Source organism: Paraburkholderia dilworthii (assembly GCF_000472525.1).
GTDB classification, from domain to species: domain Bacteria; phylum Pseudomonadota; class Gammaproteobacteria; order Burkholderiales; family Burkholderiaceae; genus Paraburkholderia; species Paraburkholderia dilworthii.
Genome location: NZ_AWZT01000057.1, coordinates 14,133 through 37,923 on the forward strand (window position 1 = coordinate 14,133; position 23,791 = coordinate 37,923).

The 23,791-nt window shown below is 62.7% G+C and carries 18 protein-coding genes and 2 pseudogenes; 9 read left to right on the plus strand and 11 right to left on the minus strand.

Translation table 11 applies throughout. From position 1 onward, the window contains the following. Nucleotides 1-16: 16 nt before the first annotated feature. The gene (locus F759_RS0131175) at nt 17-3,559 is read right to left on the minus strand and encodes an ATP-binding protein (RefSeq protein WP_027803300.1); all 3,543 of its coding nucleotides are present in this window, start codon (nt 3,557-3,559) and stop codon (nt 17-19) included. 212 nt (nt 3,560-3,771) lie between these two features. Between F759_RS0131175 and F759_RS44510 the strand changes: the two are divergent. The 7 genes and pseudogenes from F759_RS44510 to F759_RS0131220 form a co-directional block, all read left to right on the plus strand. After that, nucleotides 3,772-4,047 (plus strand): annotated as a pseudogene (locus F759_RS44510) (hypothetical protein); the annotation flags it as partial. 247 nt (nt 4,048-4,294) lie between these two features. Next, nucleotides 4,295-4,897, plus strand: coding sequence for a DinB family protein (locus tag F759_RS0131190; protein ID WP_027803301.1), 603 nt, complete (start codon nt 4,295-4,297; stop codon nt 4,895-4,897). 412 nt (nt 4,898-5,309) lie between these two features. After that, the gene (locus tag F759_RS0131195) at nt 5,310-5,561 is read left to right on the plus strand and encodes a hypothetical protein (RefSeq protein ID WP_027803302.1); all 252 of its coding nucleotides are present in this window, start codon (nt 5,310-5,312) and stop codon (nt 5,559-5,561) included. A gap of 329 nt (nt 5,562-5,890) precedes the next feature. Next, on the plus strand, nt 5,891-6,883 hold the full coding sequence (locus tag F759_RS0131205; protein WP_027803303.1) for a DedA family protein/thiosulfate sulfurtransferase GlpE: 993 nt from the start codon (nt 5,891-5,893) through the stop codon (nt 6,881-6,883). Between the two features lie 81 nt (nt 6,884-6,964). Further along, nucleotides 6,965-8,680, plus strand: coding sequence for an FAD-dependent oxidoreductase (locus F759_RS0131210; protein ID WP_027803304.1), 1,716 nt, complete (start codon nt 6,965-6,967; stop codon nt 8,678-8,680). Between the two features lie 220 nt (nt 8,681-8,900). Further along, entirely contained in the window at nt 8,901-9,176 is a 276-nt protein-coding gene (locus tag F759_RS0131215) for a hypothetical protein (RefSeq protein WP_027803305.1), read from the plus strand. Nucleotides 9,177-9,184: 8 nt separating this feature from the next. Beyond that, a complete protein-coding gene (locus F759_RS0131220) occupies nt 9,185-10,408 on the plus strand; it encodes a winged helix-turn-helix domain-containing protein (protein WP_027803306.1) in 1,224 nt (407 codons plus the stop codon). 21 nt (nt 10,409-10,429) lie between these two features. Here F759_RS0131220 and F759_RS0131225 read toward each other — a convergent pair whose 3' ends face one another. From F759_RS0131225 to F759_RS0131250, 4 genes and pseudogenes are all read right to left on the minus strand, one after another. After that, nucleotides 10,430-11,029: a LysE family translocator gene (locus F759_RS0131225; protein ID WP_027803307.1), complete on the minus strand. Its 600-nt coding sequence runs from the start codon at nt 11,027-11,029 to the stop codon at nt 10,430-10,432. Nucleotides 11,030-11,155: 126 nt separating this feature from the next. After that, nucleotides 11,156-11,413: a hypothetical protein gene (locus F759_RS0131230; RefSeq protein WP_027803308.1), complete on the minus strand. Its 258-nt coding sequence runs from the start codon at nt 11,411-11,413 to the stop codon at nt 11,156-11,158. A gap of 109 nt (nt 11,414-11,522) precedes the next feature. Beyond that, nucleotides 11,523-13,132: pseudogene (locus tag F759_RS39075) on the minus strand (hypothetical protein); the annotation flags it as partial. A gap of 76 nt (nt 13,133-13,208) precedes the next feature. Continuing rightward, complete coding sequence (locus F759_RS0131250) at nt 13,209-14,105, minus strand: DMT family transporter (RefSeq protein ID WP_027803312.1); 897 nt, start codon at nt 14,103-14,105, stop codon at nt 13,209-13,211. A 152-nt stretch (nt 14,106-14,257) separates the two neighbouring features. Here F759_RS0131250 and F759_RS0131255 point away from each other — a divergent pair, with 152 nt between their 5' ends. Further along, complete coding sequence (locus F759_RS0131255) at nt 14,258-15,193, plus strand: helix-turn-helix domain-containing protein (RefSeq protein ID WP_084534399.1); 936 nt, start codon at nt 14,258-14,260, stop codon at nt 15,191-15,193. A gap of 5 nt (nt 15,194-15,198) precedes the next feature. Here F759_RS0131255 and F759_RS0131260 read toward each other — a convergent pair whose 3' ends face one another. The 4 genes from F759_RS0131260 to F759_RS0131280 form a co-directional block, all read right to left on the minus strand. Next, nucleotides 15,199-18,219 carry an FAD-binding and (Fe-S)-binding domain-containing protein gene (locus F759_RS0131260; RefSeq protein WP_027803314.1) on the minus strand — a complete coding sequence of 1,007 codons (3,021 nt, stop codon included), beginning with the start codon at nt 18,217-18,219 and terminating at the stop codon, nt 15,199-15,201. Between the two features lie 61 nt (nt 18,220-18,280). Next, a complete protein-coding gene (locus F759_RS0131265) occupies nt 18,281-19,066 on the minus strand; it encodes a 2-keto-4-pentenoate hydratase (protein ID WP_051377517.1) in 786 nt (261 codons plus the stop codon). Nucleotides 19,067-19,069: 3 nt separating this feature from the next. Next, nucleotides 19,070-20,356, minus strand: a complete 1,287-nt coding sequence (locus tag F759_RS0131270; RefSeq protein WP_027803316.1) for an MFS transporter — start codon at nt 20,354-20,356, stop codon at nt 19,070-19,072. A 242-nt stretch (nt 20,357-20,598) separates the two neighbouring features. Further along, complete coding sequence (locus F759_RS0131280) at nt 20,599-21,819, minus strand: pyridoxal-phosphate-dependent aminotransferase family protein (protein WP_027803317.1); 1,221 nt, start codon at nt 21,817-21,819, stop codon at nt 20,599-20,601. A 161-nt stretch (nt 21,820-21,980) separates the two neighbouring features. Between F759_RS0131280 and F759_RS0131285 the strand changes: the two genes are divergently transcribed. Then, nucleotides 21,981-22,706, plus strand: coding sequence for a GntR family transcriptional regulator (locus F759_RS0131285; protein ID WP_027803318.1), 726 nt, complete (start codon nt 21,981-21,983; stop codon nt 22,704-22,706). 465 nt (nt 22,707-23,171) lie between these two features. On the opposite strand, the gene F759_RS0131290 is transcribed toward F759_RS0131285, so the two are convergent. Further along, complete coding sequence (locus tag F759_RS0131290; protein WP_027803319.1) at nt 23,172-23,387, minus strand: hypothetical protein; 216 nt, start codon at nt 23,385-23,387, stop codon at nt 23,172-23,174. A gap of 105 nt (nt 23,388-23,492) precedes the next feature. Beyond that, a partial coding sequence (locus F759_RS39080) for a type VI secretion system baseplate subunit TssG (protein ID WP_407668563.1) occupies nt 23,493-23,791 on the minus strand: 299 nt, incomplete at its 5' end.

The following is a 23,791-nucleotide window of genomic DNA, read 5'->3' on the forward strand; positions in this document are numbered from 1 at the left end:
CGCGCGCAAGCTCAGTTCAATGCGTCGGCGCTTCGTCGACGCCGTAGTGATCGCACAAAGCGTCGTGTAATGACACGGCGCGTTCGTCCATCTCGGTTGTCCAGTTCTCGCTGTCGTTGCACAGCCGCTGCAACTGCCTGCATTCTTCGACGAACCCCGGCTCCTGCACGATCACAAATGCGCCGCTCGCGCTATGCGCCCAGCCGGCCAACGCCTGCCGGTCTTCTTCATCGACGATGGCGAGTAGCCGCGGCAAATCGTTTTTCAGATGCTCCTTGAGCATGGCGGTATAGCGCGCCTTCTCTTCCGCGGCGAGTGTACTTTTCGTTGCCGCAGCCGACGCGGGGGCGGCAGGCGCTGGTCCGTCCTCAACGGCCGGCGCCAGCGCAAGCAAAGCGGCCTGAAGTTCGCTCAACGACGCGGGCTTCGAGACGTAACCGCTGAAGCCGCGCTCGCGCCAGCGTTGCACTCCCTGACTCTCCGACACCGCGCTGAAGGCGAGCACCGGCACGTCGGCGTCCAGCATGCGCAACGCGGCCAAAAGCTCGTAGCCGTCCAGGGCCGGCATGTGGATGTCGGTCAGTACGACGTTAAAACGCGTGCGTTCGAACAAGCCGAGCGCCTGCTTGCCGTCACCTGCAATGGTCGGCACGCAGCCGAGCGTGGCAAGCTGTTCCGCGATCAAACTCTGAATCAGCGGGTTGTCTTCGGCGACGAGAACGGTAAGACCTTGCAGCGCCGGAAGCGTCGTCAGCAAGGGCATTGCGCCTGGCGCTGGTGTCGATGTGGTAGTTGCCGGTGTGGTGGTTGCCGGCGCCGTCAGTGTGTCGGACGGTGCAGCCGCTAAGGGCAGACCTTCGACTGCGAGATGGATGGCCGCGCGGACAGCCGTTCCGCTGAATTCAGTCACTTCGAACACGCCTTCGCCGCGCAGTCCCGGTCGATGCGGTCCCGCTCGCGTGACCCACACGGCGGACACGGGCTGCAACGCGCGCAAGCTGGCGATGGCATTTAGATCGTATGCGTCCGAAACGACCAGCGCCTTTGGCCGGTTCACTTGCAGCCACGCCTGAGCAGCCGCCAGCGTGGGCACGACATGCGCGCTCCAGCCGAAGTGCTCGAGCCAGCGGCCGAGCAGTTCGGCGACCTCGGCATCCTGACACAGGGCGAGCAGCGTCCCTCGTTTTTCCGTCACCGGCGCCGGCTTTTCATCCGGCGCCCCAGCGAGCGGAATCGATACATTGAATACGCTGCCCACGCTCACCACGCTTTCCGCCGAGATCGTGCCACCCATCAAGCGGCAGAGGCGCGCGCAGATCACGAGTCCGAGACCGGTGCTTTCCGCGCCGCGCGACGTGCCCGCCTCGCCTTGCACGAACGGCTTGAAAAGCCGCGTGACCAGTTCCTGGCTTATGCCCGGCCCCGAATCCGAGACGCGGCAGTTGAGAACAGGACGGCCTTGCGCATCGTCGGCGAGGTCCGCTTGCAGCATGATTTTGCCGCTCGACGTGAACTTGAACGCGTTGCTCAACAGATTGTTGATGACCTGCGCGACCCGCATTCGATCGCCGATAACAATCCGGTCGAGCGCCGGCGAAGGCAACGAATAGAAACGGATAGGACGCTCGCCGGCCATCGCCGCATAGGAAAGCGCAATGCTCTCGAATGCGTCGAGTAGGAGAAACGGTTCGCGCACCAGAAGCATTTCGCCGGCATCGATCTTGGAAAAATCCAGAATGTCGTTGACGACGCGGCGCAGCGCATCGCCCGCCACGTTCACCGTGGCCAGCCGTTGCGCGTGCGCTTCAAGCCCCGGCGTACGCGCGAATAGTTCGAGATTGCCGAGCAGTGCGTTCAAAGGCGTGCGGATTTCGTGGCTCATCGCCGCGAAGAAATTCGTGCGCGCGCGCATCATCGCTTCGGAGGTCTGCTGTGCGTGCCGCAATTGTTGTTCGAGCGCGTGCTGCGCCGTCACATCGAGAATCGCGCAGAACAACACGTTGTCGCCGGCATAACGAGCGGGCGCGTAGGTGAATTGCAGGAATTGCGCGGGCGCGGCGTCGGCTTCATCCGGTGCCGCGGCTGCTTGCGCATTCGCGTGCGGCACAGGGGCGGACTGAGATTGCGGCCGCGCCGGCGCGACAAAAGCGGCAATCCGTGCGAATGCGGCGACCGAGGCTTGCTCCGGCGCCTGAGTGAGAAATTCAGCGGCGATATGCGGCGGTAACCGGCTTGTGCCTGGCTCGATTTGCAGCAGTTCGGCGGCGAGCGAGTTCGCCGTCAATATCGAGTAGTCGCTCTGCCGGACGATGCACAGTCCAACCGGCGTCGCGCTCACCAGAATGTGATTGAGGGTATCGCTTTCCAGCGCGCGTGAAGTCTCGGCGAACGCGTTGCGCAGCAGCCGCAGCCCGAAGAAACGCGCGGTCAGCGCAATGGCCAGCAGAATCAGCAACGCGAGGCCGCCGATTACCGCGAGTTGCCAGCCTAGCGCCGCGGCCAGCGCCTCCCACGGCACGTAGCCGACGAGCGAGCCGAAGCCCGGCATCAGCGGCTCGTGAAAGATCACACCTTCGCGGCCATAGTAAAAAACGTGCGGCGGAGTCGCGGCCACTGCCTGTTGCAGCATCGCGCCGGTTTGCGCGTCGAGTGCAGCGGAAGACACGAGGATGCGGCGATCGGGCGCCATCAGCAACGTCGCGCCTGCGCTGCCAGGCGGCGCAATGCGCGCGGCGAGCACATTCAGCGGAATGCTCGCGCTGATTAGCGTGACCGGCTTGTCGCCTTCGTAGTACACGCTTACCGCCGAGATCACCGGCGCGTTTTGCAGCGGATCGCGATAGGGGCCGACCCACACGCGCTCACCCTTGCCCGGCACGCCCTTGCCGGCTTGCGACTGCAATTCGCGCTCGATCGTTTCGCGCAGCATGCCGGCGAGCGCCGCCGGGGGAGCAGACGTGGCGGACCGCGTCGCCGCGCTGTCCGGACCGGCTGCGGAATCCCCCAGCGAAGGCAGAATCACGGCGTAGTCTTCGTCGACACCGATCAGCGTGGCCCGCTGCTCGAGCTCGAACGCCTGTTGCGTGACGAGTGTGGATTGCCCCGATTCGTAAAGCCGCCCGAGTCTGTCGCCTAGTCGTGCACCCCACGCGGCGCGCGTGGATTGCCCAATCACAACATCGAACTCCGCGTCGACTCGGTCCACCTTGCCGCGTGCAGCGCCCGTCTGTGCGATAGAACGCTCCACCGCCTCGGGTGCGCGCCGAATGTCTTTGACGCCGTAGTAATAGTCGAGCGTGAGTTCGGCGCGCCTCAGAAACGATTCTTCGCGATGCAGCAGCAGCGACAGGTCGGTTGCATTCTGAGAGGCATACGTGCGGCGATATTCCAGTTGCTTGAACGCCGCCACGACCGCGAGCACCAGCGCAAACACCACCACCATCAGCATCAATAGGCCGATGGTCGCGAGATAAACCCGCTGCTGGCGCCTCGCGTTGTTCGCGAGCGAAGCGAACGCCTGCCCGAGTGACTCTTGAGTGCGATCGAGGATTTTCTGCATCGCTCACGTAGTTGCGGTTCGCGCAGGCGGACCGCTGCAATCTTTGGCGAACCGTGTCTGCTGGCCTATATCGGCGCAGTGTAGTCGCTTTGAAGGTGTCGCGCGATGCATCCGGCACCTTTAACGCGACCTGTCACCGAGGCGTTTGCCGAACCCCGGGTGAACGGCGCGAAACTGGCTAAACGTGGGCGGATTACTGGGAAACCGTTAAGACGTCCGAACTTGCGGCGCTCGTCGAGCAGGCGGCCACGGCGCAGCGTCTCGCCGCCCAGACCGACGTGCTGAGCGAGGCCGTGCGTCTCTTTACGGTTGCCGACACAGCGCCTTGGCCGCGCGTCGTTGCCCGCACGCGTCAACGCATGTCAGCCGATGCCGCGCACGACCCCGTATCCGCAGCGCTGCTCCAACCTGTACCGCGCGATGCGCACGATGCGGGGCATCGACCAGGCCGCGGACTATGCATTGGTCCGGCGTCTTATCCGCATTGACCCCGCACTAATCCGATAGATAGGCATTACCGCTACCTCGACAGCGCGGTTTTGACACCTCACGATACAAGGGTCACTGCCCAATCGATGTAGGGGCACACTGACCCGAGTAACAACGGCGTTTAGCGGCCCGTCTGGAAGCAGACGGGCTTTTTTTGCGCGCGGTCTATGCTGTTCGGGCATCGCGCATCGATACGTGCAATTTTTGCGCGCAGGCTCATGCCGATCAGCATCGACGGAGGCACAAATGGTTGATTCCGACTCGCGAAGCGCCGCTTCGCGCGATCCCCTGTCTTCACATTTGACCGCGATGGCGCGCAACAACGCATGGTCAAACCTGCGCCTTTATCGTGCATGCCTGAGCTTGACCGACGAAGAGTTCGCCGCGCGCAGGGTGAGCTTCTTTCCTTCGTTGCAACTCACGTTGAATCACATCTTGCTGGTGGACCGGTATTACTATGACGCGATGATCGGCGGCGGCCAGGGCCTCGCGATTTTCGACGACGAAGTGCCGTATCCACGTGCGGCGCAACTGTGGGACGCCCAGGCGCAGAGCGACCGCGATCTGCTCGCCTTCTGCGAGTCGCTGACCGGCCGCGACTTGCAGCGCGAGGTCGACATTGACCGCGGTCCGTCGGTTGGCGTTCAACGGGAGACGGTCGGCAAGGTGCTGCCGCACGTCTTCGTGCATCAGATCCATCACCGCGGGCAGGTTCATGCAATGCTGAGCGGCACGCCAGCCGCCCCGCCGCAACTTGACGAGTTCTTTCTCGACGGCGACGCGCCATTGCGCGCATCGGAGATGCTTGAACTCGAACACATCCGCGAGTCGCGAAACGGGCCGCTATAGCGTGACGATCCCGAGGACACTGGAATGCGGCGCGACAAGTGCGTTGCTTCTGCGCTTCACATGTGCGGGTTGCACGCTCCGCATCGGGCGTTTTTGCCGATCTGGTTTGCGCCTGCCCGTGGGCCGCCTAACTCTACCGCGCGTCACCGGCATGACAGCGCCGAAAAAGGACTGCACCGCTCCGGGGCATGAAGAATGCAGCCGTCGCCGCGACGAGTCGCGTTAAACTCATTGTCACAACGGAACGTCATCCCATGCTTGGCTCGCGGCCCGCAGACCCAGGCGCACGGCGGCGTTCGGGCAAGCACACGGACGCATCGGTCAATCGCCAGAGCGTGAACATTGCGCGACAGACAGCGCGTCATGCTGCCCGTACAATGGTTCGATCAACAACGGAACAAGGACAACTTCGATGCGCACTTCCGGGTCCTCCGGGTCAATGGCCCTGCTCACCGAATACGACGACGCAACTGGGCGCGAACTGCGCTCGCTGCGCCTCGAGTCGACAGAAGACGGCAAAGGCATCCTTCTGATCGAAGTCGATGAGCGCAAGCCAGGCATACATCGCGAAGTGCGCTATGAAATCACGCCGGCCGAACTGATTGCGGCAATTCGTGCGCACGGCGCCGAGTTGCCGGGTGAGCAGCATAATCACCGTCAATAAGCGAATCGCGCGGCGCTTTCGCGTGAACGCCGCATGTGCAGCGAATCGCCCGGCGTTGCGTATGCCGCGCGCCGCTGCAGCAATCTTCGCGTCTCGCTTTCATTGAGGCCGCGCGAGCTTCAATTGTTTTCAGTCTGATTCGGGCCGCATCGGGTTTGTACTTGCAGCCCGCGCGCTCAGGTTATCGAGCGCGCGGCGGTAACGCTTCCAACCCCGAATAACCGGTGTTTTTCAAGGGCTTTGCACGCCTTGAAAATGGTCCATAATCGCTCCATTCTCCTTGCTTCCCTAATGCGCGCCGTGCCTGAAAAGGCCGCGGATGTAAGTCGATGCTACATGATCTCGTCGAGCAATATGGACCGGCGCTCATTTTCGCGAATGTGCTGGCCGCGTCCATCGGCCTGCCGGTGCCGGCCATGCCGTCGCTCGTGTTGTTCGGCGCAATGGCCGCGATGCATCCCGGCTCGGTCGGCACGCAATTGCTGCCGGTACTCGTGCTGTCGATATTCGCCACGCTGATCGGCGACAGTGCGTGGTATCTGGCCGGCCGCGTGTACGGCGGCAATACGCTGAAAACCATCTGCCGCCTGTCACTGTCGCGTGACACGTGCGTGAAAAAAACCGAGCGGTTTTTCGGGCGTTGGGGTGTGCGCGTGCTGGCCGTCGCGAAGTTCGTCCCTGGCCTGTCGATCGTATCGATTCCGATGGCGGGCGCAATGGGCACGCGCTACCGCACGTTTCTCACTTACGACAGCATCGGCGCCGCGTTGTGGTCGGGCACGGGGCTTATCATCGGCGCGTTGTTCGCGCAGCAGATCGACATGGTGTTCGCCGCGGCCGGGCGGCTGGGCCGCACGGCGGGCGTGGTCGCCGTCGCGCTGCTGCTGTTGTACGCGGTGTACCGCTGGATTCGCCGTCGTCAGTTGATCAACAAGCTCGCGTCCGCTCGCATCGAAGTAGAGGAACTCGCCTCGCTGGTCGCCTCGGGCAACACGCCGGTGCTGTTCGACATCCGTTCGCAGGAGAAGCGCAAGCTCGATCCATTCGTGATTCCGGGCTCGCAATTCGCCGACGAGCGGCAACTGGATCAGATCGTCGCCACCTATCCGCGCAATCAGAAACTGGTGATCTACTGTTCGTGTCCCAATGAAATTTCGGCCGCATGGATGGCCAAGCAACTAAACGAAGCAGGCTTCGACGACGTGTTGCCGCTGCGCGGCGGCATGGAAGCCTGGCGCGACTCCGGCAGGCCGGTCGAGGCCTTGCCCGGCATGCCGCCGCCCGAAGCCGCGGTCGAGCACATCGCGCCGAAAGCGGTTTGACGCCGCGGCGCTTGCGCGCTGCCGCATGCGTGCCGTCGCGCCTTCGTTCAGTCAATCAATGAACACCGAAGGAGCGGTTCAATGGTTTCCATTGCAGAACCTGAAGTACAACCCGAAGCGGTAGTCGCCGACGCACCGTTTTCCAATCTGTCCACCCGCATGCATCAGATGTTCCCCGCGCTTACCGCGGCGGAAATCGATCGGGTGCGCCGGTTCGGCGAGGTGAGCCAATGGAAAGCGGGCGAACTGCTGTTCGAGACCGGCCACACAGGTCCTGGCATGTTCGTGCTGCTCGAAGGGCGCGTGAAGGTTTATCAACGCGACGGCATCGGCCGTGAAGTCGTGATCGGCGAACACGGGCCGGGGCATTTCCTCGCCGAGGTCGGTCAATTGTCGGGACGCCACGCGCTCGTCAACGGCATGGCGCTTTGCGCAGTGCAGGCGTTGCTGATTCCGCCTGAAAAACTGCGCGCACTGCTCGTGGCCGAAGCCGAACTCGGCGAGCGGATCATGCGCGCTCTGATTCTGCGGCGCGTGTCGTTGATCGAAAAAGGCGCCGGCGGGCCGATCCTGATCGGCAGCAGCACCGACGCGCGGCTCGTGATGTTACAAGGTTTCCTGTCGCGCAACGGTCATCCGCATTCCACGATCGACGAGTGCGACGAGGACGCGTTGCGGCTCGTCGAGCAGTTCGGCGCGCAGCAGGAAGACATGCCGCTCGTGATCTGCCCGGACGGCTCGGTGCTGCGTCATCCGAGCATGCCGGAACTGGCGACCTCGCTTGGCTTGCTGCCCGATCTCGACGCCTCGCTGGTCTATGACGTCGCAATCGTGGGCGCGGGACCGGCCGGGCTCGCCACTGCGGTGTATGCGGCGTCTGAAGGTCTTTCGGTCATCGTGCTCGACAGCCGCGCGCCGGGCGGCCAGGCGGGCGCCAGCTCACGGATCGAGAACTACTTGGGCTTTCCGACCGGCATTTCAGGTCAGGCGTTGGCCGGACGCGCGTTCGTGCAGGCGCAGAAATTCGGTGCGCACGTGGCGATTCCCGTCCACGTAAAGGCGCTGCATTGCGGCGAGGCGCCGTACCGGCTGGAACTCAAATGCGGCGGCCATATCAGCGCGCGCACCATTGTGATCGCGAGCGGCGCGGTGTACCGGCGCCCCGCGCTCGAAGGGCTGGACCGTTTCGACGGACGCGGCGTGTACTACTGGGCGTCGCCCGTCGAAGCGAGACTGTGCAAACGCCAGGAAGTCGTGCTGGTGGGCGGCGGCAACTCGGCCGGCCAGGCCATCGTCTATCTGGCGACGCACGCGGCGAAGGTCCACGTGCTGATCCGGCGTAGCGGCTTCGAGGCTACCATGTCGCGCTATCTGATCGACCGCATCCGCTCTTTGCCGAACGTCGTCGTGCATCCCAATTCGGAGATCGGCCAACTCGTCGCGGATGAAAGTGGGCTTGCGTCGGTCGCCCTGAAAAAGCCCTTGCCCGATGGCACGGATCACATCGACACGCGGCACCTGTTTCTCTTCACCGGGGCGGACCCGAACACCGACTGGCTGCGCACTTGCGGCGTCGAACTCGACGAAAAGGGCTTCGTGCTGACGGGCACCAGCGCGGATGGCGTAGCGGCCTGCGACCTCGCGACGACGGTGAAAGGCGTGTACGCGATCGGCGACGCGCGCGCGGGTTCGACCAAGCGCGTGGCGGCGGCAGTCGGCGAAGGCGCAGCCGTGGTCGCGCAGATTCACCAATTGCTGGCGGTTTCCGCGGAGGAAGCGGTCGCGTCGGTGGCTTGAGTGTGAGCGTGAGTTTGCGCCTGGCTGAAGGCCGCCGCATCACACGGTGGTCCATTGCAGAAGCTGTCGGATAATTTGCCGGGTAATGCGTTGTTACACACGCCTTCAACTCGTTGCACCTGCTTTTCTTTCTGTCTCGTAAGATCGACGTCAGCCATTCGACAGTGAATGGCTGCTCGTTGGAAACAGCAATCGTCTTGCTGGGACACAGGAGAGAAGCATGAACAAACGCGCGATCTTCTTCGCCGCCTTCGGACTTGCCGCCGCCTGCGCATCGACTGCCGCTTCTGCTCGCGTCGACGTTGGCGTGTTCGTCAACACGCCGGGCCCTATATACGCCGCCCCGCCGGTGATGTACGCTCCGCCGCCGGTCGTCTATGCGCCTCAGCCCGTCTACGGTTACGGCTACCGCGGCGACTATTATCGTGGCCGCCGTTGGCATCACGATCATGGCCGTCATCGCGGGTGGGACAAGCATCACGGGCGCGGCTGGTAGGCCTCCGCGTGAAGACTCTTCCGCTCTCCGCCGCCCGGACGCTGCATCTGACCGCACAAGGTCTGCTGACGCCGCCGCGCCGCAAGGCTGTAAAAGCCGACGTGCTCGACGCGATCCGCCGCATGGCGCAATTGCAGATCGACACGATCCACGTCGTCGCGCGTAGTCCTTATCTGGTGCTCTTCAGCCGGCTCGGCGCGTATCCGCCGCAATGGCTCGACGAACATCTCGCCGAAGGCAAGCTATTCGAATACTGGTCGCATGAAGCCTGCTTTGTGCCGACTGAAGACTACGGCCTGCTGCGCCATCGGATGCTCGACCCGAGCGGCATGGGCTGGAAGTACGCGGCCGACTGGCACAACAAGCATCGCGACGACATCGAGAAACTGCTGGCGCACATCCGCATCACGGGCCCGGTGCGCTCGGCCGATTTCGCTCGCGAATCAGTCAAGGGCAACGGCTGGTGGGACTGGAAGCCGGAAAAGCGCCATCTGGAAGTGCTCTTCGCGCTCGGGCAACTCATGGTGGCGGAGCGGCGCAATTTTCAGCGCGTCTACGATGTTACCGAACGCGTGTTGCCGGATTGGGACGACGCACGCGATCTGCCGCCGCCGCATATCGTCGCCGATGAACTGCTGCGCCGCACTTGCCGGGCGCTCGGCGTCGCGCGGGCCGACTGGGTGGCGGACTATTACCGGCTGCCACGGCGTCCGTATCGCGAGGAGCTTCATGCGCTTGCCGATCGCGGCGAATTGATTCCCATACAGGTGGCGGGCTGGAAGCACGACGCGTTCGTCCACCGCGACTTCGCGCACATGCTCGACGACACGGCGAGCGGCAAGCTCGCCTCGACCGTGACGACGGTGCTGTCGCCGTTCGACCCTGTCGTATGGGATCGGAAACGCGCCGCCGCGCTGTTCGACTTCGACTACGCAATCGAATGCTATACGCCGGCGGCAAAGCGCAAATACGGTTATTTCGTGCTGCCGCTGCTGAGCCACGGGCGGCTCGTCGGCCGCGTCGATGCGAAAGCGCACCGCGCGCAGGGCATTTTCGAGTTGAAGTCCGTGCATATGGAAGCGGGCGTGCGTCCGAGCGCCCGTCTCGCCGGCGATCTGCGGCGCGCATTGCAAAGGTGCGCGGATTGGCATGGCACGCCGCAATTGCAAGTCACCTCGGCCGCGCCGGAATGGCAGCAAGCATTGAGCGTGAGTGAGAACGTCGAAGGGTAGGCGCGCCGCCGCCGTGTGCAGTCAATGCAACGCCGACCACGCAAGCGACAGCGAAAACACGCCGAGCAGAATCGACGCGCCGCGCTGGATCTTCGCCGGATCGAGCCAACGCAGCTTGCCGCTGCCCAGCGCCGCACCGAACGCGATCCACGCGAGCGCAATCGGCACGAGCAGGCACGCGAACATTAGCATCGAGACGAGATACGCCGGCCAGAGCGCGAAAGCAGCGGCCGGAAAAATGGTGCTCGCGAACAGCAAGGCTTTCGGGTTGAGCAGCGTCGCGACGAACAATGTGCGCATGCCGCTCGCGCGCTGCGCGGAGTCCGGTAGCGCGACGGCCGCGCGCCACATGTCGACGGCGAGCCACGCGATGTACAAACCCGCCGCCACGCGCAGCAACACGGGCAGCCACGGCACGGCTTGCGCGGCTTGCGCAAGAAAATCGCCCCACACCGAAATAGCGACGAGGTAGCCGGCGAGCTCAGCGGCGACGAGCGGCAACGAACGCCGCAGCCCCTGGCCCATACCGGCCGACGCGAGCAATGTATTGGTAGGCCCAGGCGTGATCAGCACGACGACAATGCCGACTGCGAATAACGCGATAGCGGACACGGAGAACATGAAAAAGGCGCAATGTTGAAGACAGTGCGCCTTTCTATCTAGTCGGCGACTCGGCCCACGCGCGGCGCCCTATCGCGATGACGAATCGCAACAGCTAGTCGAAAACCGCAACGCCGTAAGGGCCGTTCAGTGCTCCAGCTTCGCGCGCAGTTCGCGAGCGGCTTCGAGCAGCCCTTCGTAGCCCGAACGCGCGTGCTCGGGCAAATCCGGATCGCCGACAAACGTGCCGAGCGTTTCGATCAGGCTGTACAGAATGCCCTTTGCAGCACCCGACGCAATGCTGCCGGATGACACCTGCTGATCCACGTGACTGAGCGCCGCGTCGAGGTTTTCCAGATCGGGCCGGTCGCCCGCGGGCGGCTTAGGCGTTACGTCTTGCGTCATGATGAAGCATCTCTCCGTTTGAAGCGTCGGTGAACTCGCGTCCTTTCACGTTGTTATATACCGATCGCGCGTTGCCGTCTATTCGTGATCAGCGCGAATACGACCGTGATTAAGGCGTCCACCGATACATCAGGATTTTTGCGCGTGCGTCGTCCTCAACCAGTATCACGTACTCGCCATTGTCGCGTTTCGCCGCGCTGATGCCGAGATACACGTTCACCCATCCGCTCGTGTTGGCCACGCTCGCGCCCGGCGTCATATAGCCGACCCGCTGACCTGCGCGCGCGTCGTAGACATCGACCTTCGCCGTGTACAACTCAGCCACGAACACATAGTCGCCGGCCACCGCGACGCCTACCGCGGTCGTCTGCGGATTGCTCTCTGTGTCCCACGGCAGCAAGACCGCGTACGCTGCGTGAGCGTGCCGGAACTCCAGTTGTCGTAGCGCGCGAGCACCGGACCGGCTTCCTTCCAATGCGTCGCGTCCCACGGAATCGCGCTCGTGAAACCGGAGAGATACATGGTGTCCATCTCCGCGATGTAGACCAACCGCGCGAGCCGCGTGAACGGCTGCGGCATCGCGAACAGTTGCGAACTCGCGTAGGTGTAGATCGGATTGCCCGCCGAATCCAGCCCTTGCAACGGCATCTCGCGGAAGCCGCTCAGTGGTGTGGCGAGCCAGACGTTGCCCGGCGCGTCCACCCACCAGAAGCCGTTGCCGACGGTGCTGCCCGTCGACGGATTGCTGCTGATCTCGCCGACGTCCACAACGCCGTTACCGTTGACATCGCGCCACGGCCATTCGCCATAGCTCGGCTGCCCCGAAGGCCACGTACCGGGCAGCGGATTTTGCGCGAGCAGTCCCGACGGAATCGCCGTCTCGCCACGCGCGGCGTCGAAACGGTAGACGTTCACGTAATGCGCGCCAGGATCGAGGGTATAGAGAAATGGCTGGCCGTTGATCCTTCGCATCATCGGCTCGCCCCGTACTCCGCGCGACTGGTGAAACGTGGGGTCGTCGGGATAATCAAAGCGATTCAGCGTGAACGCCGCATACGACTATTCGCGGCCCGCAGGCTGGCTGTAGTCGAGCGTGAAGCGCTTTGAACCGGTGTACACCGAAGCCGGCGTCGCCGGATCGAATGCGGCGCTGTCCACAAACGTCAGGCCGTATAGCCGCCAGTGCAACGCATGCGAGTTGCACACGTAGCTCTTTAGGACCGCACCTTGTCCGACCGAATCCGAGCCCGCCGGACGCGGACCTTCACCGTTTTGCGCGACGTAGAAATTGCCGGCAGGATCGAGTGCAATACCCGTCATGCCGTTGAAGCGCCAGTTGCCCGGCACCCTTGACCGCATGAAAAATGCCGTTGCGCGTGCCGAGCGGTGCGGCGGCTTGCGGTTGACCGTTAGCGTCCTTGCTGAAGACGAGGATCTGCTGCGACGGCCCATTGTCCGCGACAAGAATTTGCCCTGCCGGCGTCACGGCGATGTCGACCGGAACCGCACCCGGGCAACGGCAAGGTGCCAGCGAGCGCGGTGCCGTCTGCGGCGAAATGCAAAATAGTTAGGTTTCCGGATGATACGCCGCTTGTCATCCAGAGCGTCGAATCGCTGTCGATCGCGATGTCCAGGCGAGCTCACGCTCCACGAGCGCAAAGGCTGCATTGTATTGGCGTTCAACACGACGACGCGGTTCGCGTACGTATCGGCAATAAATTTTTGAAAAAGCAAATATCCCGCACGCATAGGAGCGGCTGGAGTGCCAGTTGCTCTCCGGTAGTGCACGCGCTTATCAAACGTGACTGCGCCGCCCGAAGATGCGCCGCGTCAGGTCAAAAGCAACCAGATTACCGGCTACCACCAGCAGCAATCCAATCACTGCCAACGCGGACCACTGATAGCCTTCGAATACCGTCGACACCGCCAGCGCCACGATCGGAAACAGCACGGTCGAATAGGCGGCCCGCTCGGGTCCGATGCGCCCGACCAGCATCAGGTACGCCGTAAAGCCGATCACCGAGCCGAACACCGCGAGATACGCGAGCGCGCCGAGATAACGCGCGGACGGCTCGATGGCGAACGAAAAGCCGGCGAGCGCGCTGCCTACTGTCAGCACGCTCGCGCCGATCAGCATCGCCCAGCTATTGGTAACGAACGGATGCAAACCCATCGACTGCATGCGACTCGACAACAGATTGCCCGCCGAAAAGCACAACGTGCCGAGAAACGCGATGCCAAGCCCGAGCCATGCGGCGTGATCGCCGAGATGCCCGCTCATCTGCTGAACGAACAGACACACAATGCCGACGAGGCCCAGCATCGCGCCCGCAATCGCCGAGGGCTGCAACGGCCGGCCCATGAAAAGCCGCCCATTGATCGAATTCAGAAGCGGCGCGGTGGAGAAGACCACTGCGACAAGGCCGCTCGGCACCACCTGTTCGGCGTAGTAGAAACACAGGAAGTTGACGCAAAACAGCGCGAGCCCTTGCGCGAACAGAAAGCGCCATGCGGCGCGCGGCGGCCACATCGGCCGGCGCATGATGCGCAACAACGCAAACAGCACCAATGCTGCGATCCAGAAGCGCCACGCAATCGACACCGGCGGCGGCACCTCGCCCAACTGCCATTTAATCGCGATCCACGTGGTGCCCCAGATTAGAACGGTAACGGCATAAAGCGACAGATTCATGGTCAGGCCTGCAACAGCGGATACGGGAGTTCGACTATGCGGCAACGCGGGCGGCCGGACTTGTCCAGGATTGCGCATTTTTCGCCGCGGGGCGCGAGCGCATATGTCGCAGCGCGCGGCCGGCCGTATACTCACGCCTACATCCCGCAAGAATGACACCTGCCAGTTCCGTGAACGCGAGCCCGCCCGTCCCTGTGATCGACGCTAATGAAACGCCATTTGGCATTCAGTCGGTGTGTCACACGCTCAGCACTTCGAACGCGAACCTGGAGCGCTTCGCGTGGCTCGGCGACGGGCTGGCGATTGCGGTGTGGACGCGCGAGACCGAAGTCGCCGAAACCGTCTACGAACGCCCGGGCCACCACACGCTGTCGTGCTATCTGGACGGCGGCTATCGCACCGAGCGGCAAAAAGTGCCGGGGCGTTATGGCGCGCCCTCGCGGCTATGCGCATTACCCGGCGATCATGAATCGCGCTGGTGGGTGCGCGGGCACATGCATTTCATGCATCTCTATTTCCTGCCTGAGCACTTCACGCAACGCGCCGTGCAGGAACTGGACCGCGAGCCGCGCGAGTTGACGCTCGCCGATCGCACCTATTTCGAAGATGCGCACATCGCCAGTTTGTGTCAGTCGCTCGCGAACGAGCATTGGGACGATGCCGACGGTTTGCTGCGCACCAACGAAACCGCGCATGAAGTGCTGAGCCTGCTGTTGCGCGCGCAAGGTGTGCGCCGCAGCGGCCTGGCGCTGAAAGGCGGTTTGTCGGTCGCGACAAGACGGCGCCTGCGGGACTACATCGAGAGTCACCTTGCAGAGCCGCTGACGCTCGGTGAGCTCGCGAGCGTGGCGGCGCTGTCGGAGTTTCACCTTGCGCGCATGTTCCGCATGTCGTTTGGATTGCCGCCCGCCGCGTGGATCGCGCAGCAGCGGCTCGAACGCGCTCGCACGCTGTTGCGCACTACTGTTCTGCCGCTCGCGCAAGTCGCCGAACTATGCGGTTATGCGAACGCGAGCCACTTCAGCCACCGTTTCCGCGAAGGCGTGGGCGTGTCGCCGGCCGTCTATCGGCAGGCTGTTTCGGTTTAAGCGCGTTATTGCAGCGCCATCGCAAGCACACGGGCCACATGAATGGCCTCGATACCCGCGCCATCGTGAATCTGATGACGGCAACTCGTGCCGTCAGCGACCATGATCGTATTGCGGTCCATCTTGCGCACTGCCGGCAATAGCGACAACTCCGCCATTGCCTGCGACGTCGCATAGTGCTCCGCTTCGTAGCCGAAGCTGCCCGCCATGCCGCAGCACGACGATTCCACCGTCGACACCTTTAGTTCAGGAATCCATTTCAAAACCGTCTGAACGGGCGTGAAGGCATCGAACGCCTTCTGATGACAATGGCCATGCACGAGCGCCTGTGGCGTGTCCAAGGGCTTCAACGCCAGCTGTAAGCGTCCGGCTTTTTCCTCATGCACGAGAAATTCCTCGAACAGGAACGCCTGTTTTGCGAGCCGCTGTGCTTCGTCGCCGAAACCGTAGTGCAAAAACTCGTCGCGCAACGACAGCAGACACGAAGGCTCGAGACCGACAACCGGCACGCCCCGCTCCACGAAAGGCTTGAAGAGATCGAGCATGCGTCGCGCTTCACGCTTTGCTTCATCGACGAGGCCCGCCGCAAGGAACGTGCGGCCGCAGCAAACCGGCCGCTCGCCTTGGCGCGCATTGAAGTGCACCGTGTAGCCCGCCGCTTCCAGCACCTGCTGCGCGGCCCGCGCGTTGTCGGGCTCCATGTTGTTATTGAACGTGTCGACGAACAACAGGACTTCCTTCAGCGCGGCGCCATGCCTGTTCGCGGTCGGCCTTGCGCTCGATAAGAACGACTTTCTGAAACGCGGCAAGCTCCGTTCGCTCGCGAAACCCACCGCGCGCTTGAACCACGCCGACAGCAGCGGCACGTTATCTGCGAGCGCAATCAGACCCGGCATGCGGGTCGCGGTCGCAGCGTAGCGCGGCATGAAGGCCACCAGCTTGTCGCGCAGCGTCAGACCGTGTCGCTTCACACGCGCGGCGCGCGCCTCGATCTTGAACTTCGCCATATCGACGCCCGTCGGACAATCGCGCTTGCAGCCCTTGCATGACACGCAGAGATCGAGCGTGTCCTTTACTTCGTCGCTCGCGAGGCCGGCCTCGCCTAGCTGGCCGGAAATCGCGAGTCGCAAGGTGTTCGCGCGCCCGCGCGTGACATGCTGTTCGTCTTTCGTCACGCGATAGCTCGGGCACATCGTGCCTGCATCGAACTTCCGGCAGTGGCCGTTGTTGTTGCACATCTCGACGGCCTTCGCCAGACCGCCTGCGAGATCATTGCCGCTGCCCGGCACGGTTTCGCGGCCCGTCAGCGGATCGCGTTCGACATTCCATGCAGACCAGTCGAGCGCCGTTTCAATGGGCCGCTCCTGATAACCGGGCGCAAAACGGAAGTAGCGCGCGTCGTCCATTTTCGGCGGACGGACCATCTTGTCGGGATTGAAGCGGTTATCCGGATCGAACAACGCCTTGATCTCGCTGAACGCCTGGTTGAGTGTGGGACCGTATTGCCACGCGACCCATTCGCCGCGGCACAGGCCGTCGCCATGTTCGCCGGAATAGGCGCCCTTGTATTCGCGCACGAGCGCTGCGGCTTCCTCGGCGATTGCCCGCATTTTCTTTGCGCCGTCGCGGCGCATATCCAGAATCGGCCGCACGTGCAGCGTGCCGACGCTCGCATGCGCATACCAGGTGCCCTCCGTGCCATGCCGATGAAACACCTCCGTCAGCCTGCTCGTGTATTCCGCCAGATGCTCGAGCGGCACCGCGCAGTCTTCGATAAAGGACACCGGCTTACCGTCGCCCTTCATGCTCATCATGATGTTCAGGCCGGCCTTGCGCACTTCCCACAGCGCCTTTTGCGCATTCATATCCGGCATCTCGACGACGGAGCCGGGCAAGCCGAGATCGGCCATCAATTCGGTAAGCTGCTTGAGCGAATCGAGTTGCGCGTCGCGCGACTCGCCGGCGAACTCCACGAGCAGCACCGCTTGCGGCTCGCCGACCAGCGCCTTTTCGACCACGGGCCGAAATGCCGGGTTGCTCATCGCCAGATCGATCATCGTGCGGTCGACCAGTTCCACCGCAACCGGCTTCAGCTTGACGATGTGCTGCGTGAGATCCATCGCCTGCCAGAAGGTCGGAAAGTTGACCACGCCCAGCGTTTTATGCGCGGGCAGCGGCACGAGCTTCAGCGTCAACTGACGGCTGAAGGCGAGCGTGCCTTCGGAGCCAACCAGCAGATGCGCGAGGTTCGCCACGCCGTCATCGGTATAAGCGCGCGGGTTCTGGCAGTCGAATAGATCGATGTTGTAGCCCGCCACGCGGCGCAACACTTTCGGCACGCGCGCTACGATTTCGTCGCGCTCGCGTTGCGCAATCTCCTTCACGCCTTCGAGTATCTGCTGCAAGCGCGCGCTGTGCGGCGCGTCGCGCAACGAGGCGAAACGCGCTTCGCTGCCGTCGGCGAGAATCGCGTCGATGGCCTCGACATTGTGCACCATGTTGCCGTATTCAATCGAGCGCGAGCCGCACGAGTTGTTGCCCGCCATGCCGCCAATCGTGCATTGGGCCGCTGTCGATACATCCACCGGAAACCACAGACCGTGCGGCTTGAGCCACGCGTTCAGGTGATCGAGCACGACGCCCGGCTCCACCGTAACTGTGCGCGCTGCTGCATCGAAGTCGACGATATTGTTCAGCCACTTGCTCGTGTCGATTACGAGCGCTTCGCCGACCGTTTGTCCGCATTGGCTCGTGCCAGCGCCGCGCGCGAGCAGCGGCACTTTTTCGCTGCGCGCGATTTCAAGCGCGATGCGCAGATCGTCCTGATCGCGCGGCACGACGACGCCAACCGGCATGATCTGATAGATCGATGCATCGGTTGCGTAACGGCCACGGCTCGCTGCATCGAACAGCACATCGCCGCGCAATGATTTACGCAGATGTTGCGCGAGCGGCGTCATCAGACGCGCGGCGGACGGCACGAGATGAATCGGCTTGACAAGCAAAGCGGAAGTGGGGTTCGTCATAACGTCGGTGTTTTTGCAATACGCAGAAAGCGCGGCGAAACCGCAGCGAGCACGGGAACGGTCAATACAGCGTGACACTTACGGACGGCAGTCCTTCGATGCGTCCGTGTGCGGTGCCCGCGCTTCGTGGGAAAAACATGCCGGTGTACGAACCTGTTGTGACGACCATTTCCGGCGTGACGCTAATGCCACGCGATGTCGCGTGATTGACAAGCCACGTGAGCAATCGGCGTGGATCGCCGGCTGGATTCGCGGGCGTCAGTTCCACGATATCGCGTCCGTTGAAGTCAAAAAGCAGCGCGGGCGCCGAAAACGGAAAGCTCTCGTCATACGGCATGAAGTCGCCGACGATCAACGCGCCGTGGTTCTGCAAGTCCGCGAGTTGCGTAAGCTTGTCGACGTCGGGCCACGCGGCGAAACGGCTCGCGACGATTTCAATCGTCGCGCCAAACGAGCCGATTGCCGCATGTACATCGGCTTCGCTATAAGGCGTTGCCGAGGGCTCGAAGCAGCGGCCGAAGCGAAAGGCGATCTCCAGTTCGAGGCCCAACGGCGCGAAGGGCGCGCGCGGCAGACTGGCGCCGTCGGCATACCGGTCGACGTCCGGTAAGGGCGCGCCCTGGATTGGCCCGCTGTCCGACTTGGCGCCGATCTTCCAGCCGCCGATGCGCGCGTCGGCGATAGCCAGAATCTCGTGCTGGACCGCATACGCCGCGTCAGCGTCGGTCGGCGCGCCATTGGGGCCAAGCGCGTCGAGCGTCACATGATTGCGGCGTGCATCGGCGAGCAGGCGGCTAAGAGGCGATGTGCTCAGCTTCACGGCGTCGGCGTGGGAGGACCGGAGCATCGCTTACACGCCCATGCTGGTCGAGACCTGCCCCTTGTCCGCGGCATTGCCTGCGAACTTGCTCTCCGGTTGCATACGGAACGCGAGCACGACACCGAGCGCCATCAACAGCATGCTGCCGACGAACGGCAACTCCCAGTTGCCGAAGTAGTCGATCAGGAAGCCGCCCATCACCGGCGAGATGATCGCCGCGAGCGCCGAGCCCGTGTTCATCATGCCGCTTGCCGTGCCGGAAGCTTCCGGCGCGATGTCCATCGGGATCGCCCACATCGGACCGATCGTCATCTCGGCGAAGAAGAAGCCCGACGCCAGACACGCCATCGACAGATACACGTTGTGCGTGAACATCAGCGGAATGAGCGACAGCAGGCAGAACAACATGCACACCGACACCATCCAGCTGCGTGCGCGCTTCAGGCTTCCGGTTCGCTTGTAGACGAAGTCGGTCACGATGCCGCCGAGCGTATCGCCGATCACGCCGGCCAGGAACACGACCGATGCGAAGATCGCCGACTTCTTCAACTCGAGGTGATAGCTGTGCAGGAAGTATTGAGGAATCCAGCTGAGGAAGAGCCACAAGGTCCAGCCATAGCAGAAGTACACGATCGTGACGGGCGCCATGCGACGAAACAGCTTGCCCCAAGGCACGCCCGCGGTCTTTTGCTTTGGAGCGGGCAGAACTTCGAGCTCTTCCGTCGTGATACGCGGGTGATCTTTCGGATGCTCGGTGAACGTGAGCGCCCACACGACGACCCACATCAGGCTGAACGCGCCGCAAATGTAGAAGGATTCGCGCCATCCCCAGTTCGCCATGACGAGCACGATAAGGCCAGGCGCAACCGCGTTGCCGATGCGCGACGCGGCGTGTGTGATGCCCTGCGCGAAGCCGCGTTTTTCCTTAGCGACCCAGCGCGCCATTGCGGATGTTGCGGCGGGAAACGTTGCGCCTTCACCGAAACCGAGCAGCACGCGCGCTGCCAGCAGCGAGATCAGGCCGCCGGCGAAACCGGTCAGCAACGTGGCGATACCCCAGACCGCGCCGCACGCAAGCAGCGTGCGTCTTGCGCCAAAACGGTCGCTCACCCAGCCGCCGATAATCTGGAACAGCAGATACGGATACGCAAAGGCCGAGAACACCAGGCCGACTTCCGTATGCGAAAGGTGGAATTCCTTGCCGAAGCCCGCCGCCGCCGTACTGACGTTGACACGATCCAGGTAAGTGATGAAGTACATGATGCAGAGCATCACTAGAACGATACTGGTCGCACTGGTCACACGAAACCGCTTCATCGTCTCTCTCCATTTGCATGTATCGACGGCGCGCCTGACATGGCGCGCTTCGTCGTCGCCCGGCAGTACGCGCCGCCGGGACATCGCATTGTTCAGGGCCGCATTCTGCGCGCGGCTTTATGATGGAACTGACTTCGTTGATGCCTGTTTTCGTTGTTATCTGCTTTCGTTGACGCGTTGCCGTGGCTCGTTGCATGCGCCGGTTTTTAGACTCGCCCCGCGCGACTTTTCTGCCGTTTCGTTCAGGCTGCCGCCTTCAAACCCGAGGCTTGCGTCGGCTCGCTCAACCAGTCCATAGCGGCAGGCAAGCCACTTTCCTTGAGCGGCACGCCCGCGAGGCGCAAGCCCATTTCGCAACCGGCCAGCGTGGCGAGCAGCATCAGGTCGTTGCAATCGCCCAGATGACCGATGCGGAACATGCGGCCTTTCATCTTGCCGAGACCCGTGCCGAGCGACATGTCGAAGCGTTCGTAAATCAGCTTGCGAACCGCATCGGCATCGACGCCGTCGGGCATCATCACGCCCGTCAGCACCGGGCTATATACAGCCGGATCTGCGCACTGGATCTCCAGGCCCCACGCACGCACCGCGCGGCGAGTGGCTTCGGCGAGACGCTCGTGGCGCGCAAAGACGTTGTCGAGCCCTTCGCCGAGAATCATTTCGAGCGCTTCGTGAAGGCCATACAGCAGGTTCGTGTTCGGCGTGTACGGCCAGTAGCCCGTCTTGTTCATTTCGACGATTTCGCTCCAGTCCCAGAAGCTGCGCGGCAGTTTCGCGTGCTTGCTGGCAGCCAAGGCCTTCGGCGAAATCGCGTTGAAGCTGATGCCCGGCGGCAGCATCAAGCCCTTCTGCGAACCTGAAACGGTGACGTCGACGCCCCATTCGTCGTGACGATAATCGGCGCAGGCAAGGCCCGAAATCGTATCGACGAGCAACAGCGCGGGGTGGCCCGCGGCGTCGATTGCGCGGCGCACGGCGGCGATATCCGAAGTCACGCCCGTCGACGTTTCGTTGTGCACGACGCACACCGCCTTGATCGAATGCTGGGTGTCGTCGCGCAGGCGCGCTTCGATCATTTGCGGTTGAACGCCGCGCCGCCAGCCCTCGATGCCGGGCAGGCCAAGGAACTCAGGCTTCAGGCCCAGGCTTTCCGCCATCTTTTTCCACAGCGTTGCGAAGTGCCCCGTCTCGAACATCAGCACGTGATCACCGGGGCTCAGCGTGTTCGAAAGCGCCGCTTCCCATGCGCCGGTGCCGGACGCCGGGTAAATCACGACCGGATGCTGGGTTTTAAAGATCTTCTTGATCCCGTCGAGCACCTTCAGACCCAATTCGCCGAATTCGGGCCCGCGGTGGTCAATGGTCGGGTAGCTCATCGCCCGGAGGATGCGGTCGGGCACCGGACTGGGGCCGGGGATCTGCAGAAAGTGACGGCCGGCGGGATGAAAATCTAACTTCAACATTGCGCTCCTCCGTTTGAATTTTGCATGCAAAAAACTATATCAGACGAACTTGCGCATGCGAAAGGCCAAAATGGTCTTTCGCGGCTGGTGTTTACCCGCGCTCTTACCTTGCGCTTGCGTATCCGATAAAATCAGATGCAACGACGCTTGAGGAAGTTTGTATGCAAAATTCGGAATTCGAGGGAAGTTTGACCGCATTGCCGGTGCTGCCGAAGGTGGAACGTCAGCGCTTGCACGACACGGTGGTCGAGCACATTCGCCGCTTTATCGTCGAAGGTGTATTGGAGCCGGGCAAGAAGCTGAACGAGCGCGAGTTGTGCGAAACGCTCGGCATTTCGCGCACGCCATTGCGCGAGGCGCTGAAGGTGCTGGCCGCTGAAGGACTGATCGAGATATCGCCGAATCGTGGCGCGTCGGTGTCGAAAATGTCTGAGGCGGAGTTGCGCGAGACGTTCGAATTGATGAGCGGTCTTGAGGCTTTTTCGGGCGAACTAGCGGCCGAGCGGATGACGGCGGCGGAGCTCGCCGAGATCAAGGCGTTGCATTACGCAATGCTCGCTTGCCGCGCGCAAAACGATCTCGCCGGGTACTACAGCCGCAATCAGGCGATTCACGACAAGATCAATGAAGCCGCGCGGAATTCGGCGCTGCGACAGACTTATATCGCGATCAACCGGCGCTTGCAGGCGCTGCGCTTTCGGTCCAATTTTCAGATTCCGAAGTGGGACAGCGCGATTCATGATCACGACGAGATGTTGAAGGCGCTTGAGGCGCGGGACGGGAAAAGGCTCAGTCAGATTCTTCGGCAGCATCTGCTTGATAAGCGCGATGCGGTTTTGCAGGTGCAGTCGAGGGAAGAGGCGGCGGGGGCGGGGTTGAAGGCTTGAGGGGTGTCTTGCGTGCCGACGTGGCTCATGCGCCGGCGGCAAGCGCGAAAACTTGTTCAGTCAAAACTCAGTAGGCTGTGGGCAATCACACCCTGTGTTAAACAGTTGCGCCGCATAAAGCTTTCAGGTGATGCGCGGGGAAAATTTCTTTCCCTTCATGCCCTCAAACATCCATTTCCCTACGTTTTCGCCACACGGGCAGTGCGAGGAAACGTTCGGCCTCTGCACAGGACGGTCCTGCGTATTGCACATATGCCCCGTTTCGGATTTCAAGCTAACGGCTACCCATGACGGCGACTGACAGGGCAAGTGACTTGTCTGAAACCTGAACAGATGATCTGTCGATGCTGCGATGCCCGCAGCGTGGGAGGCCCCACGGCGCGCAATGACGGGGTTCCTCATGAAAATCACAGCCTGTGATTTTGACTGCACGCGCCTAATGCACCACACGGCCATCCGGCTTCTTCACCGCCAGTCGAACCACATCCACTTCCGCGCTGATGAGAACCTGTAGCCCCGGAACATGACCGGGTCATATTCAGGCACTCCACCAAAAAGCGCCAGCGCGACGACCGGGTTGAGGATCAGCACTTCCGGCCTGCAGCCGTACCGCGCTTCGAACGCCGGGATGTTTTCCTCGATCACCTTGCGCACCGGATGCGCGGCCTGCAGGCTGTTCATTCGCCACCTCCCCTCATTTGCAGTTCTGCCGCCTTGCGCATCAGCGGGTCCATGTACTGCTCGGGCTCGAACCCCATGCCGATGACCGGCTCGCCTGCGGGCGACTCACCGAGCCAGGCCCGACCAGCCAAGCTGCGAGGCATCGCCCAGTATCGCGGGCGGTGCGCATTGCGGCCTGATCTGCAGTTCCAGGTCCCACTCATATTCCAGGCCGATGTACGCCCGCACCCACTGGACCAGCCGCAGCAGGTCAGCGCCCCGCGGCGTGAAGCGGTGGTATGTGCCGATGTCCAGCGGACCGATCACGATGCAGATGCGGTATCGCCGGTCGGGCACCTGTTCACCCAGCAGCGCTCCGCCGCCGAGGCAGGCCGACATGCGCTGTCCGCCCGCCTTGCAGTGCA

Coding starts and splice junctions, on each gene's coding strand:
- F759_RS0131190 (WP_027803301.1), top strand. CDS start 4,295: ATGGTTGATTCCGACTCGCGAAGCGCCGCTTCGCGCGATCCCCTGTCT.
- F759_RS0131225 (WP_027803307.1), bottom strand. CDS start 11,029: ATGTTCTCCGTGTCCGCTATCGCGTTATTCGCAGTCGGCATTGTCGTC.
- F759_RS0131195 (WP_027803302.1), top strand. CDS start 5,310: ATGCGCACTTCCGGGTCCTCCGGGTCAATGGCCCTGCTCACCGAATAC.
- F759_RS0131230 (WP_027803308.1), bottom strand. CDS start 11,413: ATGACGCAAGACGTAACGCCTAAGCCGCCCGCGGGCGACCGGCCCGAT.
- F759_RS0131260 (WP_027803314.1), bottom strand. CDS start 18,219: ATGACGAACCCCACTTCCGCTTTGCTTGTCAAGCCGATTCATCTCGTG.
- F759_RS0131175 (WP_027803300.1), bottom strand. CDS start 3,559: ATGCAGAAAATCCTCGATCGCACTCAAGAGTCACTCGGGCAGGCGTTC.
- F759_RS0131280 (WP_027803317.1), bottom strand. CDS start 21,819: ATGTTGAAGTTAGATTTTCATCCCGCCGGCCGTCACTTTCTGCAGATC.
- F759_RS0131285 (WP_027803318.1), top strand. CDS start 21,981: ATGCAAAATTCGGAATTCGAGGGAAGTTTGACCGCATTGCCGGTGCTG.
- F759_RS0131255 (WP_084534399.1), top strand. CDS start 14,258: ATGACACCTGCCAGTTCCGTGAACGCGAGCCCGCCCGTCCCTGTGATC.
- F759_RS0131215 (WP_027803305.1), top strand. CDS start 8,901: ATGAACAAACGCGCGATCTTCTTCGCCGCCTTCGGACTTGCCGCCGCC.
- F759_RS0131290 (WP_027803319.1), bottom strand. CDS start 23,387: ATGAACAGCCTGCAGGCCGCGCATCCGGTGCGCAAGGTGATCGAGGAA.
- F759_RS0131270 (WP_027803316.1), bottom strand. CDS start 20,356: ATGAAGCGGTTTCGTGTGACCAGTGCGACCAGTATCGTTCTAGTGATG.
- F759_RS0131205 (WP_027803303.1), top strand. CDS start 5,891: ATGCTACATGATCTCGTCGAGCAATATGGACCGGCGCTCATTTTCGCG.
- F759_RS0131210 (WP_027803304.1), top strand. CDS start 6,965: ATGGTTTCCATTGCAGAACCTGAAGTACAACCCGAAGCGGTAGTCGCC.
- F759_RS0131265 (WP_051377517.1), bottom strand. CDS start 19,066: ATGCTCCGGTCCTCCCACGCCGACGCCGTGAAGCTGAGCACATCGCCT.
- F759_RS0131250 (WP_027803312.1), bottom strand. CDS start 14,105: ATGAATCTGTCGCTTTATGCCGTTACCGTTCTAATCTGGGGCACCACG.